This is a genomic window from Maribacter ulvicola (genome assembly GCF_900155985.1).
In the GTDB taxonomy this organism is placed as follows: domain Bacteria; phylum Bacteroidota; class Bacteroidia; order Flavobacteriales; family Flavobacteriaceae; genus Maribacter; species Maribacter ulvicola.
Genome location: NZ_FTMA01000001.1, coordinates 444,434 through 461,044 on the forward strand (window position 1 = coordinate 444,434; position 16,611 = coordinate 461,044).

12 protein-coding genes and 1 tRNA gene are annotated in these 16,611 nt (G+C 34.4%); 7 read left to right on the plus strand and 6 right to left on the minus strand.

The window, feature by feature from the left end; all coding sequences use genetic code 11:
• The first annotated feature begins 10 nt into the window (after window positions 1-10).
• Window positions 11-484: a DUF6730 family protein gene (locus BW936_RS01990; RefSeq protein WP_076546646.1), complete on the plus strand. Its 474-nt coding sequence runs from the start codon at window positions 11-13 to the stop codon at window positions 482-484.
• Window positions 485-725: 241 nt separating this feature from the next.
• Here BW936_RS01990 and BW936_RS01995 read toward each other — a convergent pair.
• Together BW936_RS01995 and mce are read right to left on the minus strand one after the other, a co-directional pair.
• A tRNA-Ile gene (locus BW936_RS01995) sits at window positions 726-799 on the minus strand.
• Between the two features lie 373 nt (window positions 800-1,172).
• Window positions 1,173-1,577 (minus strand): methylmalonyl-CoA epimerase, encoded by a 405-nt coding sequence (gene mce, locus BW936_RS02000; RefSeq protein ID WP_076546647.1) that lies wholly within the window; start codon window positions 1,575-1,577, stop codon window positions 1,173-1,175.
• Window positions 1,578-1,641: 64 nt separating this feature from the next.
• On the opposite strand from mce, the gene rbfA reads away from it, so the two are divergent.
• Complete coding sequence (rbfA, locus tag BW936_RS02005; protein WP_076546648.1) at window positions 1,642-2,034, plus strand: 30S ribosome-binding factor RbfA; 393 nt, start codon at window positions 1,642-1,644, stop codon at window positions 2,032-2,034.
• A gap of 4 nt (window positions 2,035-2,038) precedes the next feature.
• Window positions 2,039-3,244 carry an ABC transporter permease gene (locus BW936_RS02010; protein WP_076546649.1) on the plus strand — a complete coding sequence of 402 codons (1,206 nt, stop codon included), beginning with the start codon at window positions 2,039-2,041 and terminating at the stop codon, window positions 3,242-3,244.
• On the opposite strand, the gene dusB is transcribed toward BW936_RS02010, so the two are convergent.
• Window positions 3,241-4,239, minus strand: coding sequence for a tRNA dihydrouridine synthase DusB (dusB, locus tag BW936_RS02015; RefSeq protein WP_076546650.1), 999 nt, complete (start codon window positions 4,237-4,239; stop codon window positions 3,241-3,243). The two genes, BW936_RS02010 and dusB, sit on opposite strands and share 4 nt — an antisense overlap.
• 206 nt (window positions 4,240-4,445) lie before the next feature.
• On the opposite strand from dusB, the gene BW936_RS02020 reads away from it, so the two are divergent.
• Genes BW936_RS02020 through BW936_RS02030 form a run of 3 tightly spaced genes read left to right on the plus strand, consistent with a single transcriptional unit; the run spans window position 4,446 to window position 6,785 of the window.
• Window positions 4,446-5,228: a prolipoprotein diacylglyceryl transferase family protein gene (locus BW936_RS02020; RefSeq protein ID WP_208611102.1), complete on the plus strand. Its 783-nt coding sequence runs from the start codon at window positions 4,446-4,448 to the stop codon at window positions 5,226-5,228.
• Entirely contained in the window at window positions 5,200-6,594 is a 1,395-nt protein-coding gene (locus BW936_RS02025; protein ID WP_076546651.1) for a radical SAM protein, read from the plus strand. The genes BW936_RS02020 and BW936_RS02025 overlap by 29 nt, the downstream gene beginning before the upstream one ends.
• The gene (locus BW936_RS02030; protein WP_076546652.1) at window positions 6,591-6,785 is read left to right on the plus strand and encodes a hypothetical protein; all 195 of its coding nucleotides are present in this window, start codon (window positions 6,591-6,593) and stop codon (window positions 6,783-6,785) included. Before BW936_RS02025 ends, BW936_RS02030 begins: the two co-directional genes overlap by 4 nt.
• Window positions 6,786-6,788: 3 nt before the next feature.
• On the opposite strand, the gene BW936_RS02035 is transcribed toward BW936_RS02030, so the two are convergent.
• Complete coding sequence (locus BW936_RS02035) at window positions 6,789-9,188, minus strand: TonB-dependent receptor (RefSeq protein WP_084181955.1); 2,400 nt, start codon at window positions 9,186-9,188, stop codon at window positions 6,789-6,791.
• Window positions 9,189-9,297: 109 nt separating this feature from the next.
• Window positions 9,298-11,628 carry an outer membrane beta-barrel family protein gene (locus tag BW936_RS02040; RefSeq protein WP_244156157.1) on the minus strand — a complete coding sequence of 777 codons (2,331 nt, stop codon included), beginning with the start codon at window positions 11,626-11,628 and terminating at the stop codon, window positions 9,298-9,300.
• 270 nt (window positions 11,629-11,898) lie between these two features.
• Between BW936_RS02040 and lepA the strand changes: the two genes are divergently transcribed.
• Window positions 11,899-13,695 (plus strand): translation elongation factor 4, encoded by a 1,797-nt coding sequence (gene lepA, locus BW936_RS02045; protein ID WP_076546654.1) that lies wholly within the window; start codon window positions 11,899-11,901, stop codon window positions 13,693-13,695.
• A 527-nt stretch (window positions 13,696-14,222) separates the two neighbouring features.
• Here the strand turns inward: lepA and BW936_RS02050 are convergent.
• Window positions 14,223-16,079 (minus strand): cation:proton antiporter, encoded by a 1,857-nt coding sequence (locus tag BW936_RS02050; protein WP_076546655.1) that lies wholly within the window; start codon window positions 16,077-16,079, stop codon window positions 14,223-14,225.
• Between the last annotated feature and the right edge of the window lie 532 nt (window positions 16,080-16,611).

Sequence of the window (16,611 nt, forward strand, 5' to 3'; positions counted from 1 at the left end):
ATAAAAAGCTATGGGATATAAAAAACTGGACGAGGTAATGGAACTGCTCACCGACGAACTGGACGGTTTCAATACATCAATAAACAGATTGGAACGGTTAGCTCAAAATGTCGAAAACATCAAAATACAACCCGATACTTCTGAAATCGAGAGAATGCTCCTTGAGCACTTAGAATTAGAGAAACAGAATAATTTGAAACTCGAAGAATCTGTTTATCATATAAAGAAACGGATTGCAAAAGCAAGACTGGTTCCAAAAGTTCAGCTATGGCTGCATTATTCGATTTGGTTGGTTACATTTATCATCATCGGCTATCTAGCTTTTAAGGTATCTCAAACACCTGATATTCGGGAACGGGCATTCGCTGAAGGTGAGCGGCAAGCAGTCTTAAATCTCAAAGCATATTTTGAAAACAATCCCGAGCAGTTTCAAGCCTATAAAAAATGGATTAAAGAAAAAGATAGTGTTCCAAATCAAAAGTAGTGTGCGCCCTATTTCGATTTTACTTTACGCTTATCTACCAGAACACTATAAAATCGAAACAGGATCCGTGCGCAGGTAAGTTATGGTAAGATTTGGGGACAATTAGCTACAAAATGATATCATTTAATATCAAATGAAGTTAAATTAATGTTTGAAAATAAAAATTAAATTATATGTGCAAATTATGTGCAAACAAAAAAAGCTTCCAAGAAATAAATCTTGAAAGCCTTGATTTTACTAGTGGTCCCACCTGGACTCGAACCAGGGACCACCTGATTATGAGTCAGGTGCTCTAACCAGCTGAGCTATAGGACCGGTTATAATTTTGTAAAACGTATTCCAATTAAAATCGGTTTAACTAGTGCTCAAACTAGTTGCATTACAAAACCCGCAAATTGCGGATGCAATATTACTACTTATTTTTAACCAACACAAGATTTTTATGCATAGTTCGTAGAATAGTTTATTTGCGCATTAAAGATAAGGACTAAACATCTACAATAAAGGTGCTAACCAATGAAGCTTTTCTACTTTATTCTTTGTGATATCTAAACGTCATTTTATCTACATCAGCCTTCATTTAACTTTTAAAAAGAAGGGAAATGTAAGTTCATGTAAATTTCTATTTTCATATTTTTTTTGAATCAAGAATCTTTATGGTTTCAATACTTAAATAAAACAAGTTTAATTATGCTCTAATTTCTTGACATAACTCTACCAATACGCCATTTGCTGTCTTTGGGTGAACAAAGGCTACTAACTTATTATCCGCTCCTTTTTTTGGTTTTTCGTTTAGTATTGTAAAACCTTCTTTCTTTAAGCGGTCTATTTCTGCGAAAATATCTTCTACTTCAAAAGCAACATGGTGTATACCCTCTCCTTTTTTCTTTAAAAACTTGGCAATTGGTCCGTTGGGATCAGTAGATGCCAATAATTCAATTTTATTAGGTCCGTTTTTAAAGAAAGAGGTTACTACGCGCTCAGAAACTACTTTTTCTTTTTTATAGGGTGCTACACCCAATAATCTCTCAAAAAGTGCATTAGATTCTTCCAAGTTCTTCACTGCAATACCTAAATGTTCAATTTTTTTCATGCCTTATTTGCTTCGGTGTACATCATATAGAGGTTAAGATACAATTTCTATGTATTTTTGCAGTATGGAAACGCAAAGACAACGTAAGATAGCTGGGGTCATTCAGAAAGATATTGTAGATATTCTACAAAAGGCCGCCATTGATGGCGGACTAAGAAATACACTTATCTCGGTTTCTAAGGTTGCGGTGACTACGGATCTATCTATCGCAAAAATTTACTTGAGCATTTTCCCTAACGAGAAATCTGCCGAATTGATGGAAGGTATAAAATCTAATCAACCACTTATTAAACACGAGCTTTCTCAGCGTACACGTAACCAATTGCGTAGAGTACCAGAGTTGTTGTTTTACCTTGATGATTCTTTAGATTACATAGAGAATATTGAAAAATCATTGAAACGCGAAGAAAACCCAATAGAAAACAGAGATTTGTTACCCAAACGTAAAAAGTCTTGATCGGTTGAATTTTCCACTCTATATCGCTAAAAGGTATGTACGTTCTAAAAGCACCCAGAACGCTGTAAACATCATTAATTTTATCACCTTTTTAGTTATAGTTATTGGTTCTGCAGCACTGTTTATTGTACTTTCGGCATTCGCCGGATTAAAAACTTTTAGCCTCTCTTTTACTGAATCTTTTGATCCAGATTTAAAAGCTTCACCCAATTACGGAAAGATTTTCACCCTTACCCCCGATCAAGAAAAGCAATTACAATCTCTTGACGGACTCGCATTTTACGCCAAAGAGCTAGAAGAAAAAGTATCTCTTGAGCACCGGGGCAAAAATCATATTGCCTACATAAAAGGGGTAGATAGCAATTACACCAAAGTAACCGGTGTTGACAGTACACTCTACATTGGCGACTGGACCATTAACGACACCCAAGTTGTATCAGGTTTGGGCATTGCCAATATTTTAGGGGTTACTATTAATCAGTTTCGTAGTCCTATGCAGATTTATGCCTTTAAACCTGGTAAGGGCTCTATATCCCAACAAAGTATTTCATCGCTTTACAATCAATTGCCCATGGTTATTGGTGGCGTGTATGCTGTTGAAGCAGATTTGGATAATAAATATGTATTTGCAGATTTACGACTAACCCAGGCTTTATTGGAAAAGGATTCACTTTCCATTTCCGGCATTAATTTTAAGATGGATGTAGGTGTTGAACCTAGTGCCGTACGTGATGAAATACAAACTATTTTGGGTGATGACGTACAACTGAAAAACAGACAGCAATTGAACAGTACGCTCTACAAAATGCTGAATACTGAAAATGTAGCTACGTATCTTATTTTCACCTTGGTACTTATCATTGCCCTATTTAATGTGGTAGGTGCTATTATTATGATGATATTAGACAAGCAACAGAATTCTAAAACCCTATACAGCCTTGGTACTACCATAAAAGAACTACGTAGAATTTACTTTGTACAAGGTATTCTAGTTACCGGTTTTGGCGGATTTATCGGTGTGCTAATAGGCGTACTGATTGTTTGGTCGCAGCTAGCTTTTAGTTGGTTAAAAATAACCCCGTCTTTGGCTTACCCGGTAAAGTTTGAACCCATTAATATAGCCATAGTATTGGCAACCATCATTGTACTAGGTATCATTGCCTCTAAAATTGCAAGTAGCCGTATCAATAAAAAATTAGTGGATCTTTAAACGTTTGTAAACTGGTGGTCGCCAAATTTTTGCAACACCTCATCAAATGCTGCGAATACGGATGCAGAATCATCACTAGTTACCATTTTCATACGGTATTCCTTAAAATTAGGAATGCCCTTAAAATAGTTGGTATAATGTCTTCTGGTTTCAAAAACACCTAATATTTCACCTTTCCAATCTATAGACATCTGTAGGTGACGACGCGCGGCATCTACACGCTCTTCCATAGTTGGCGGAGCTAAATGTGTTCCTGTTTCAAAAAAGTGTTTTATCTCTCTAAATATCCAGGGATAACCGATACTTGCACGACCGATCATGGCCCCATCCAAGCCATAATCATCACGCATTTTCATGGCTGCTTCAGGAGAATCTACATCACCGTTGCCAAATACAGGTATATGCATTCTAGGGTTGTTCTTTACCTCTCTAATAGGGTTCCAATCTGCACTTCCCTTATACATTTGTGCACGGGTTCTACCATGAATGGCAATTGCTGCACAGCCTACATCTTGTAATCGTTCTGCAACCTCAACAATTCGTATAGAATCATCATCCCAACCCAACCTTGTTTTTACGGTTATAGGCAAGTTGCTATGTTCTACCATAGCCTTGGTCAAAGAAACCATTAAATCAATATCCTTTAAAATTCCGGCTCCTGCTCCTCTTGATACTACTTTCTTTACAGGACAACCAAAATTAATATCTATAATATCTGGCTTTGACTTCTCTACAATTTCTACAGATTGTAACATACTGTCTAAATTGGCACCAAAAATCTGAATACCTACAGGGCGTTCCTTTTCATAAATATCTAACTTCATGACACTCTTTGCGGCATCACGAATTAATCCTTCCGAAGAAATAAATTCTGTGTATACCACATCTGCTCCTTGCTCCTTACAAAGGGCACGAAATGGTGGGTCGCTAACATCTTCCATAGGTGCTAAAAGCAACGGAAAATCAGGCAGTTGTATGTCTCCTATTTTGGGCACTGGCGTAATTAATTTTGGGTTGCAAAGTTATATAAAAATACGAGAAGGGCATTACTTTGGTTTTTGGATAAATTGTACGGTTTTAAAGGATTTTATTACCGCTTAAAATACTTGTTCCTGGAAAGACTGTAAATTAGTGACGAAATTAGGTTTTCAACTACATTTAGCCTATCATTTTATCACCAAATTCTCTTACCAATACCTTCATGAATAATTTGCTACTTAGTATTTCGATACCCTTTGAGCCTATTGTATTTGGTGTAAAATTAAACATGCATCTTATTCTAGAATACCTGGCGTTTTTTATTGGATTTCGATATTATGTTTTTCTTCGGAAAAGAAGTACTGATGCTATTTCTTCTAACAACCGACTTTCTATTTTAATTGGTGCTGTTTTTGGTGCCTTGTTCCTTTCTAGGTTAGTTGCATTTTTTGAGAACCCTGTGACGCATATTCAAGAAGATTGGCTATACAACTTGAACAATAAAACCATAATGGGCGGACTCTTTGGTGGTTTGCTGGGTGTGGAATTTGCCAAGAAAATTATTGGTGAAAAGCAATCATCCGGAGATCTGTTTACATTACCTATTATCTTAGGTATAATCATTGGCAGGGTTGGTTGCTTTTTAGCAGGTATTAAAGAGTTTACCTTTGGAAAAGAAACTACCTTTTTTACAGGAATAGATTTAGGTGATGGTCTTCTTAGACACCCTATTGCATTGTATGAAGTGGTATTTTTAATTTTCCTATTTATTATTATCCAAAGACTTCAAAAATCAAAGATTAAGCATAGAAACGGAGACCTTTTTAAGCTGTTTATGGTTGTCTATTTTACATTAAGATTTTGTATCGAATTTATAAAACCGAACCCTTTTTATTTCTTAGGTTTAAGTAGTATTCAAATATTATGTTTAATTTGTTTGGTTTACTACCATAAATTTATCCTACGGGGAATATCCTATGTCAGAAAAAAATTATACATATTATGATTTCACTTTAAGCCTTTGCCCAGAATGTTTACGACGGGTAGATGCCAAAATTGTCTTTGAGAACGAAAAGGTATACATGCTTAAAAATTGTAAAGAGCATGGTAGATCTAAAGTGCTTATTGCTGATGATATTGAATATTATAAGAACATAAGAAACTACAACAAGGCTTCTGAATACCCTAAAACATTCAATACAAAAACGCATTATGGCTGCCCATATGATTGCGGATTGTGCCCAGATCATGAGCAACATTCTTGCCTTACCGTTATTGAACTCACGGACCGTTGTAACCTTACCTGCCCTACTTGTTACGCGGGATCATCGCCCACGTATGGCAGACATAGAACCCTTGAGGAAATCAAGAAAATGCTTGATGTTATTGTAAATAACGAAGGTGAACCAGATGTGGTACAATTAAGTGGTGGTGAGCCTACCATACACCCTAATTTCTTTGAGATTTTAGACTATGCAAAATCGCTTCCCATTCGTCATTTAATGTTGAATACCAACGGAATTAAAATTGCGAAAGATTTTGAGTTTGCTAAGCGATTAGCCACCTATGCACCAGATTTTGAAGTGTATTTACAGTTTGATTCGTTAGATGACCAAGTACTGCAAACCCTTCGCGGAGCAGACCTAGCCCAGATTCGTTTACAAGCTTTAGACCACCTAAATAAATTAAACCTTTCTACAACGTTGGTAGTCACTTTACAAAAAGGACTGAACGACCATGAAATGGGAAGCACCATAGACTTTGCCTTAAAACAAAAATGTGTACGCGGGGTTACTTTTCAACCCACACAGATAGCAGGGAGATTAGAGAATTTTGAGGTGGACGAAAACCGAATTACCTTAACCGAAGTACGACGAAAAATATTAGAGCAGTCGCCTATTTTTGAATCGGACGATTTAATTCCCGTTCCCTGTAATCCTGATGCTTTAGTAATGGCCTATGCCTTAAAATTAGGTAATGAGGTAAACCCGTTAACCAGGTTCATAAACCCAGATGATTTATTGAACGAAGGTAAAAACACGATAATCTATGAGCAAGATGAGCAGTTGCACGGTAAAATGATTGAGCTCTTCAGCACGGGAAATTCCGTTGAAAAAGCTTCGGAAAACCTAAAGAGTATTATGTGTTGCCTGCCAGAAATTGATGCTCCAGAGCTGGGGTATGATAACTTATTCCGTATTATAATTATGCAATTTATTGATGCCCATAATTTTGATGTACGTGCCATAAAAAAATCTTGTGTGCACATTGTAAACAAAGACTATAAAATTATCCCGTTTGAAACTATGAACCTGTTTTATAGAGATGATAAAATTGAAAGATTAAAAGAACTACAAAACGAAATGATATGATTTTAGAAGGTAATTTAGATGGTCTAGCTACCTTTCTGATTATGATAATGTTTGGCCCTGCAATCTTGTTCCTTATTATTGGTGCCATCCTATTTAATTATAAGAAGAAAAAAGCGGGTAAAGTATTTATGATTTTAGCCGGAGTGTATTGTTTAATAAGCCTTGGTTTATGCGGTACTATGATGGCATAGTATTTATAAACGTTTGCCTTCGTCTGTACTCTTTTTCTTAGTATTATCTCGAATTTTGGTGTTGCCAAACTTATACCTCAACCCTAGCACCAACAATCTAGTTTCATTTCTAGTACTGGTAGTGTTTTTTTGATCTAGATAATTTCTTGTTGAGTTTATGGTGCCGTTGTTAAAAATATCTTCAACACTTAGAGAAATACTTGCATCTTTGTTCCAAAAGGTTTTTCTAAAAGACAGGCCAAATTTACTTAAAGGTTCATTATAGGCATTTCCCCTTATACTAGGAGAGTAATAGGTATAGGTAATATCTGCAAATAGCGATTTATCTTTAAGTAATGTAAAGTAATTATTGGCACGAATTAAGGTGGTCCAGATTGAGTTCTCTATAATAGTATTTGTGTTTAAATCTGTAAAGCTATCCCTGTCATGAAAATGGCTAACTAGAGCATAAAGATACCAATACGATGTAAGCTCTTTTGATACACTAACATCTATACCGTAAAAGTAATTGGTTTCTAAATTTACAATTTGTGTTTTCAGCGTATGGGTTGCATTGTCTTGTGTTATTTGTTGCAATTGTTCATTAGACTTTCTACTGGCAAACAACACCACTTTAAAATCGCGATCAAATACATAATCTAACTGCATATAATCAACATAAGATGGTTTTAAATTAGGGTTGCCTTCATAAAGAGAATTTGCAGACAGATAAAACTGAAAAGGATTAATGCTGCTATACCTTGGTCTTGTAATTCTTCTATAATATTTTAAATAAAAGGCATTTTTCTCTTTCTTATACGAAAGTGCCATATTGGGAAAAAAATTCAAATAAGAGGTCTCATGAACTGATAGCAAGGTATCTAAATCACCTTTGGTTTCCGTATATTCCGTTCGCAGTCCAATATTCAATTTCCAGTTTTCCCAATTATTGTTTAAACTGAGGTAACCCGCATAAATTTGTTCGTCATAATCAAACTGTCCATTTTCTGTTGGGTTGACTCCGTCTGTTGAATCATCAAACCCTGACTGCATAATATTTGACTCAGAATTTATAGTAGCTACTCTTAATCCTGTCTCCATGGTAGCGTTTTTTGAAACCGGTAGCGTAAGGTCTGTTTGAGCACTAAAAAGATTTATTATTTGATCAGATCCTATTTTTAGCGTATTTTCTGAAGTTTTATCCGTAAAGCCCTGTGTAATATCATTGTTTAATACTTGGCTCTGTTTAGAATTATAATAAGTAAAATGCGCATTCGTAGACAATTCTGCCCCTTTGTCATTTAATTGATGTACCCAATCTAAATAATTAGATGAATTGTAGGTGTCTTTATGCGTTATGTTTAAGCCATCTAATTGAGCTATTAACTCTTTATCTGTATTATCTATATCCGTTGTTGAAAAATAATTTGAAGTGCCATTAGGTGATAGGCTAGAGGTAGAAGAAAGGCTTATTGTGTTTTTTTCATCTAATTCTAAATCTAAAAACAAATTGATGTTGTGACTCCTTCTTTTATCTATTATCTTTTGTTCTGCAGTCCAAATCTCACTTTCTTGTCCGTTTTCAAAATAAGTAGTAATATCAGTGTATCTACTCCAATCTCTGTTATGGCTAAAACTATAATTAGTAGAGAAATCTAATTTCTTTCCTTTAAAAAAATGATCTGTACCAATCGTATGTTTTGGAAGAACACCTTGGGTAAATCGGTTAAAGACTGCCCCGTTATACCCGGCAACCAGATTTTTCTTCATCTTAATATCTATAAGCAATCCGCCCTCTGCACTATATTTTGCCGGGGGGCTAGTAATTACTTCTATCGACTTTACATTACTTGCTGAACTACCCGTAAGAAGATTAATAATATCATCTTCTGGTAAATTAACACGCTTTCCATTGATCATGATGGTTACATTAGGGCTGCCATTTATGTATAAGCGATTGTTCATCACCATAACCCCTGGCGTTCGTTTTAAAACATCCCATATATCACTATCTGAAAGTGCTGTATTTTCAATATTGAAAATGTGCCTATCTGCCAATTGTTCTATGACAGGTTTTTTTTGAGTTACTACAACCTCATCTAATTCTTGTGACCTTTTTAATACTAGGGTTTCTATTGTAGTGTTACCCGTTATAGATAAAATAGTACCCTCTACCGTGTTTGCTATATAGCTAGCAACTATACGATACCTGCCAGGAGTAACTGCCTTAATTTCATAACCACCTTGCTCATTGGTAACGGTTCCTTTTATAAATTCACCATCTTCGCTCAATAAAATAACATTGGCAAGAACAACAGGTGTCTGGTTATCATCAACAACAAAACCATTTATACTAAAATCTTGGGAAAACACTAATGAAGCTATAAGGCAACATAAAAGTGATAAGCAGAATTTCGTAGTCATTAGTAATCGTATTCTACTTAAATGTAGGAAAGTAATATTGAATAATCTTACATATTTTTTAACTTTTTCTTAATGAAAAAATAATGCATTGATAATTAGATAGTTACATTTACTCTATACGTTCACGTTCTATTTTATCTATATTACGCTGATTATCTTCTAGACGAAAATTACCAAAGTTATATGTAAAACCGATCTTTATATACTGGGTTTCAGGAACTTTTAAATAACCATTATCTTGATTTAAATATTTAGAAGATACATACCCGTTATATTTACCTAATAGGTCGTTTGCACTTATACTAAGAACAGCTCTGTTGTTATAAAAGGATTTTCTTAACCCTACGGTTAAATTTGTAGTTTCTTCTTGTATAAATGAACCTTGCAACCAACCAGATATATAGGTTAATCCTAATTCCCCTTTAAAACTACTGTCTTTAGAAAGGGTTAAATAATTTGTAAGATCTATATATGCTCCATTAAAGTTGTTTGTAAACGAAAAGGCATCGCTTTGTAAGGCAATAAAAGATTCTTCTTCATGAAAAAGAGAGATATAACTATATAAATACCAATTATTACTTAAAGATTTTCCGTAGGTAAAATCAAACCCGTAAGAGGTGCTTTCCAGCACGTTCTGTGTAATATCTCTTAGCACTAAGTTATCAGTATCCTGAAAAGTTAATGTAGAAATATACATGCCGTTATCTCTATAATAAAAATCGAAAAAATACTCCTGTTGAAGGGTGTAGTTCAAATTGAAATTTTGACTAAAACTAGGGGTTAAATTAGGGTTTCCTTCTTGAAAAGTACGCTCATTAATATAGGTTCTAAACGGATTTAAATCTTCATACCTAGGGCGTTGAACCTTTCTGGCATAATCAAAAGACAGACTGTGGTTCTCGTTAATAGTATGTAGCATATAAAATGAAGGAAATAATTTAAAATAGCTAAGATCGTTTATGGTAGATACATTTACAGATATTCCTGAACTCTCTGTATGCTCTGCTCGTAAACCGGTTTTAATACTCCATTTTTCCCAATCTTTTGACAAACTTAAATAGCCTGCGTATACACTCTCATCATAGGTATAATCATCAGATAAATTAGGTATAAACTCAGCTCCGTTATTTTGTAGAAAATAGTCTAATCTACTTTCAGAATCAATAAAAGAACTTTTTACACCTGTTTCAAAAAATACATTACCCAAGTAGTCGTTATAATCTACTTGAGCGGTTTTTATTTTTATCTGCTGATCGGCAATAGTGGAGAAATTAAAATCACGTAAAAAGGAACCGTTAGGCTGAAAGTAATCTGATTTTACATTTTGATTTTGGTCTAAACCAAAATCTGTATAATGTGCATTTATGGTTAAATTCCCTTGGTCTTTAAATTGATGTTTAAAAGTTAGGTCACCAGAAATATTATTCTTTTTTTCACTTAAAAAACTATCTGTAGTAAATAAAGAATCTAAAACACCTGAACTATTTTTAATGGTCGTTTCCTGATAAAAATCAGCATCCTTCTTTGGTTGAAATTGCGCATTACTGGTGAAGCTTAAGCTGCTCTTTTCATTAAACTTATAATCTACTGCTAAGTTTGCACTATGGGTATTAGTACGTATTACTTGGTCAAAATCTGTGTCCCAAATAGAGGTTATACCGGTATCATCTCTATAATTGGTATTGTTCAGGGTATTCTTAAATTCTTTTTTTGGTGTGTAATTATAATTGGCATTCACATTTAGCTTTTCAGTTTTGTAAAAGTGAGATGTGCCAAAATTGTACTTTGGGAATACCCCTTGGGTATACCCGATATTTACATTTCCTTTATAACCAACAGACACATTTTTACTGGTAACAATATTTAAAATAGAGCCACCCTCGGCATCATAACTTGCCGGAGGATTATGAATAACCTCTATAGATTTTATATGCTCCCCTTGGTAATTCTCTAAAAGACTTCTCACCTCTTCAGCTGATAAATGAACCTTACGGTTATTGATATAAACGGTTGTTGCCTGATTTCTTACCTTCAGTTCATCGTTCATCATAATTACTCCCGGTGTTTGACGAAGAATGTCCCAAGAACTTTGCTGAGAAATAACCGTGTTTTCTACATTAAAAACAATACGGTCAACCTGTCTTTTTACAAAAGGCTTATTACTAGTAACGGTCACTTCATTTAACTGTTCTGCCTGCTGTTCTATGATCAAAGCTCCAATTTTAGTGTCTTTTAAAATTTCAATCGCTAAATTATTGGAAACCTGACCAACGTAAGATGCTTTAAGAAAATAGAGACCTTCTGCAATATCAGAAAACAAGAACGCACCGTTTTCATCGGCAGAAGTGCCTTTTACCACAACAGAATCCGTTACTTTTAATAGAAAAACCGAAGCAAATGCAACTTGCTCTTGATATTGGTCTTTTACTTCTCCTTTCACCTCAAAGGTTTGACTGTGCACAAAATGAGTTATACCTATGGTGAATAATAAAATGGAAAGCAGTCTTTTCAATGGTGGCTAAAGGTTGGTAATCAAATCTAATTAAAAAAAATGATGTAATGCCCTACAATATAAATTTATAATCTATGCGCCTATAAATAGCTAACCACACTAAAGCTTAGCGCTATAAATTAGATTATATTTGCAGTTGCTCTTTGTTGCCTGGCATTATTTCTGGCGTAAATTGGCATTATTATTACTGTTACCACTATGAAAAACATTAGAAATTTCTGCATTATTGCACATATTGACCATGGTAAAAGCACCTTGGCAGACAGATTGTTAGAATTTACCGGATCGGTTACCGATCGAGAAAAAAAGGAACAGCTTCTGGACAGTATGGATCTTGAAAGAGAACGTGGTATCACAATAAAAAGTCATGCAATACAAATGGATTACACCTATAAGGGTGAGCAATATGTATTAAATTTAATTGACACACCTGGTCACGTAGATTTCTCATACGAGGTGTCTAGATCTATTGCGGCCTGTGAAGGTGCCTTGTTGGTTGTAGATGCAGCACAGAGTATACAAGCACAGACGATTTCTAATTTATATTTGGCATTGGAAAACGACCTTGAAATTATACCTGTTTTAAATAAGGTTGATTTACCAAGTGCCAATCCAGAAGAAGTAACAGATGATATTGTTGACCTTTTAGGTTGTGATGCAGAGGAAGTTATTCCTGCATCTGCAAAAACCGGTATAGGTATAGAAGAAATATTAGCTGCTATTATTGAACGTATTCCTGCTCCTATAGGTAACCCCGACGAAGCGCTACAGGCATTGGTTTTCGATTCTGTTTACAACCCGTTTAGAGGTGTGGAAACCTATTTTAGAGTTATAAACGGTGAAATTAAAAAGGGACAAAAAATAAAATTTGTAGCAACTGACAAGGACTATTTTGCTGATGAAGTAGGTACGCTGAAGCTGACTCAAGAGGTTAAAAAAAGTGTAAAGGCCGGTGATGTTGGTTATTTGATAACAGGTATAAAAGACGCCCGCGAAGTTAAGGTCGGTGATACCATTACTGATGCTACCAACCCAACTAAAAACGCAATTGCCGGATTTGAAGATGTGAAACCAATGGTATTTGCCGGTATTTATCCTGTAGATACCGATGAGTTTGAAGAGTTACGTGCTTCAATGGAAAAATTACAATTGAACGATGCCTCTCTTGTATTTGCTCCAGAAAGTAGTGCCGCCCTAGGTTTTGGATTTAGATGTGGTTTCTTAGGAATGCTGCATATGGAAATCATTCAAGAACGTTTAGAACGAGAGTTCAATATGACGGTAATAACTACGGTACCCAATGTTAGTTATCATGCATTTACTAGAAAAGATACTGAAACACCAATTATTGTTAACAACCCTACGGATCTACCCGATCCATCTGGTATAGATCGTGTAGAAGAACCTTATATAAAAGCTACGATAATTACAAAATCTGACTTTGTCGGTAATGTAATGTCTTTATGCATAGAGAAAAGAGGTCAAATTACAAACCAAACGTATTTGACTACAGAACGTGTTGAACTTAATTTTGACATGCCTTTGGCAGAAATAGTTTTCGACTTTTATGATCGACTTAAAACAGTTTCTAAAGGATATGCTTCATTTGACTATACGCCAATTGGAATGCGTACCTCTAAATTGGTTCGTGTAGATATTCTTTTGAACGCTCAGCCCGTTGATGCCTTGTCTGCTTTAATTCATGCAGATAATGCCGTTAATATTGGTAAAAAAATGTGTGAAAAGCTCAAAGAATTGATACCAAGGCAACAGTTTGATATTCCTATTCAAGCGGCTATAGGTGCAAAAATAATTTCTAGAGAAACTACAAAAGCCTTACGTAAAGACGTAACAGCTAAATGTTATGGTGGTGATATCTCCCGTAAACGTAAACTTCTTGAAAAGCAGAAGAAAGGTAAAAAACGTATGCGTCAAGTAGGTAACGTAGAAGTGCCACAAGAGGCTTTTATGGCGGTATTGAAGTTAAATGATTAATGCCGTGCTTTTAGAGTGATCTATTGAAACAATTCTTTAGAAATTACGATATCTGTTAAATTTTCTTCCGGTACAGAAATTATGATTTCTAAAGATTGTCTTTAAAATTCTAATGCCGTTTTTTAAAACACTCATTTCATTTCTACCTCAAAAAATGAAAAAAACATCTAATTGGAGTATGGTGTATTTAACCATCAAAACAGCCAATTAAAAATATATTTTCTATCCTATACATTAATTTGTTCATGCAATCCTAAAAGCTATAGGTAGAACTTTTTCTGGACAATTATATTTGTTCGTTTTAAACTTATCTATACCCCATTCTCAAAAAAGCATCATACCTGCATTACATACCACAATATTCATTCAATTATTTTCTTTAAAAATGCTAAAGAAGTTTCAACCATTTGAAACAATAATAGTAAATAAACTAAGCACAAACCCAGCCAGCTGTAATGCGTTTTTATACTAGAAATATGGTTGGTATATAGAATTTTAAGGTTTTGGAATAAAAAATTAAGAGGTAATTAATTCTCTTTGGCTTCCTCTTTATCTGAATCTTCCATAGGGAACATTTTACCCAAATATGCCAACTTATACCCTTTCTGAATATCTGTAAACTCCTTACTAAAAGCGGTTATGATTTGTATATCACCTTCTGGGTCTATGAGGAACAAGGGAACAATATCTGAATCTGCTTTTGTAATCTCTATTAAACCTTCATAATGTTCTGTATCATGCAGTTCAATTTCGTGAATGGCCGGAAACTTTCTTGAAGCTTCGGTTAACTTAATAAAGTCATCGGTATGAGAAAATAGACCTTCTTTGGGATTATTCTCTGGATCTGCCATTTCATCTGTATCTACCAATCTAAAAGATCCATTCTCGCCAAATGCATTTTGAAATTTATCAATGGCATATTTGTTAATATCAGAGTTTGGGGTCAATGCCATCAAATAACCTATATCATTGAGTTCAATATTATCAGTTAAATTATCTGAATAAATGTTGGCAGAAATAGCTTCAAGTCCCAACTTACTTGCTTTGTCAATATTAGACTGGTTATTATCAATTAGTACAACGTGCCTATCATTTTTTTGTAAATATTCACCTATTAAACGCGATACTTTGGACGCTCCTAAAATCAAAATTCCTTCAGATTTATTTAGAAAAACACCTATTAATTTAGCGAAAACCCTAGCCGTGGTAGCATTCAATAATACGGTGCCTAGAACAATCATAAATACCAATGGAGTAATGTATTCTGCACCTGGTTCACCTTTAGAAAGTAATTTAGAACCAAATAAGGACGCAATACCTGCTGCTACAATACCTCTTGGACCCACCCAACTTATAAATAGCTTTTCATTGAACTTTAAATTAGACCCAATAGAACTCAAGAAAACTCCAAGTGGTCTAATAATCAATACTATAGATAAGAAAAGAACAATTGTTTTCCAAGTAAATATTAATTCCAGATCAGAAATATCAATATTAGCGGCCAATAAAATAAATAGTATAGAAATTAAAAGAATACTCAACGATTCTTTGAAATAAAGCAGCTCTTTTATGTTAGGTAAATTGGTGTTTCCCATTACCATACCCATTACAACTACGGCCAATAAACCAGATTCGTGGGCAAAAACATCAGACATTACAAAAACCCCCAATACAACGGACAATGATACTACATTTAGTAAATAATGTGGTATAAAGCTTTTCTTGATTAAAAACGTTAAGGCATGTGCAAAAGTGAATCCGAAGGTAAAACCGAACAATAAAATTTTTCCAAATTCTATTAATGCTGTAACAGTATATGCCTGACCTTCACCTACACTAATAAATTCATAGACCAAAACTGCTGCCAATGCACCAATAGGATCAATTAAAATTCCTTCCCATTTTAATATGGCAGAAACATCTTTTTTAAGCGGTATATTTCTTAAAATGGGCGTTATTACCGTTGGACCCGTAACTATGATCAAAGCTGAAAATAAAAAACATAGTTGCCATGAAAGTCCAAATAAAAAGTAGGCGGCCAATGCTGCCCCAAAGAAAGTTGTTAGACTACCAAGCGTAATTAGTTTCGTTATTACCGGACCAATATTTTTAATCTCTGATCGCTTAAGTGTAAGTCCGCCTTCAAATAATATAATACTAATGGCCAATGATACAAAGTAGTACAGCCCCTCTCCAGGAAAGAGACCTTTGTCACCGTTCCAAATAGGTTCAATTATTTTAGATCCATCTTCTGTATACATTGTTGACAAAGGACCAACGATTAAACCTATAAGAATTAAAGGTAAAATTGCAGGTAGTTTTAGGCGCCATGCCACCCATTGAGCAAGTATTCCTAAAATGATGATTCCCGCAAGTTCTAGCATATGTTCTATTTTGGATAAAAATAACAATTAAACACCATTATTTAATATAAAAACAATGGTAAACAGCGCATTTTTAGGTACTAGGTACAGTCGCCAGAGTTTACTTGTTATTATATAGACCAATATTGTAAAAGACAATTGTTAGAACAAATGACATATTAATTTATATAATTCTGTATTATTAGGGCCTGTAAGGAGCACAACAAATAACTTTCGTTGAAGAAATTCAGGTAGGTGTTGAAAATGACCGATCCGTAAAAAAGCAAACATTCTAAAGAGCGTAATAGATATAGAGAAGTTACTCCATTAGGCATTATGCAACAGTAGAAAGAAATTAAAGCAATGCTCTAATCTGGCAAACAACTTTATCTACTCCTTGATAAAAGTGTATTTGTTTAATATTGTTTTGTTCAATAATAAATTCTAATACCCATATCTAATCCTGTTTTTTATATCAATCCCTTAAACAATTTTGTTTATGTAGTTAAAAAAGAGTAGGTTTTAAAACTATAACTACTTAATATATAGTCTA

Excerpts from the sequence above, each read along its gene's own strand:
- BW936_RS01990 (WP_076546646.1), top strand. The coding sequence starts at position 11 with ATGGGATATAAAAAACTGGACGAGGTAATGGAACTGCTCACCGACGAA.
- mce (WP_076546647.1), bottom strand. The coding sequence starts at position 1,577 with ATGAAAAAAATTGAACATTTAGGTATTGCAGTGAAGAACTTGGAAGAA.
- rbfA (WP_076546648.1), top strand. The coding sequence starts at position 1,642 with ATGGAAACGCAAAGACAACGTAAGATAGCTGGGGTCATTCAGAAAGAT.
- BW936_RS02020 (WP_208611102.1), top strand. The coding sequence starts at position 4,446 with ATGAATAATTTGCTACTTAGTATTTCGATACCCTTTGAGCCTATTGTA.
- BW936_RS02025 (WP_076546651.1), top strand. The coding sequence starts at position 5,200 with ATGTCAGAAAAAAATTATACATATTATGATTTCACTTTAAGCCTTTGC.
- BW936_RS02030 (WP_076546652.1), top strand. The coding sequence starts at position 6,591 with ATGATTTTAGAAGGTAATTTAGATGGTCTAGCTACCTTTCTGATTATG.
- BW936_RS02035 (WP_084181955.1), bottom strand. The coding sequence starts at position 9,188 with ATGACTACGAAATTCTGCTTATCACTTTTATGTTGCCTTATAGCTTCA.
- lepA (WP_076546654.1), top strand. The coding sequence starts at position 11,899 with ATGAAAAACATTAGAAATTTCTGCATTATTGCACATATTGACCATGGT.
- BW936_RS02050 (WP_076546655.1), bottom strand. The coding sequence starts at position 16,079 with ATGCTAGAACTTGCGGGAATCATCATTTTAGGAATACTTGCTCAATGG.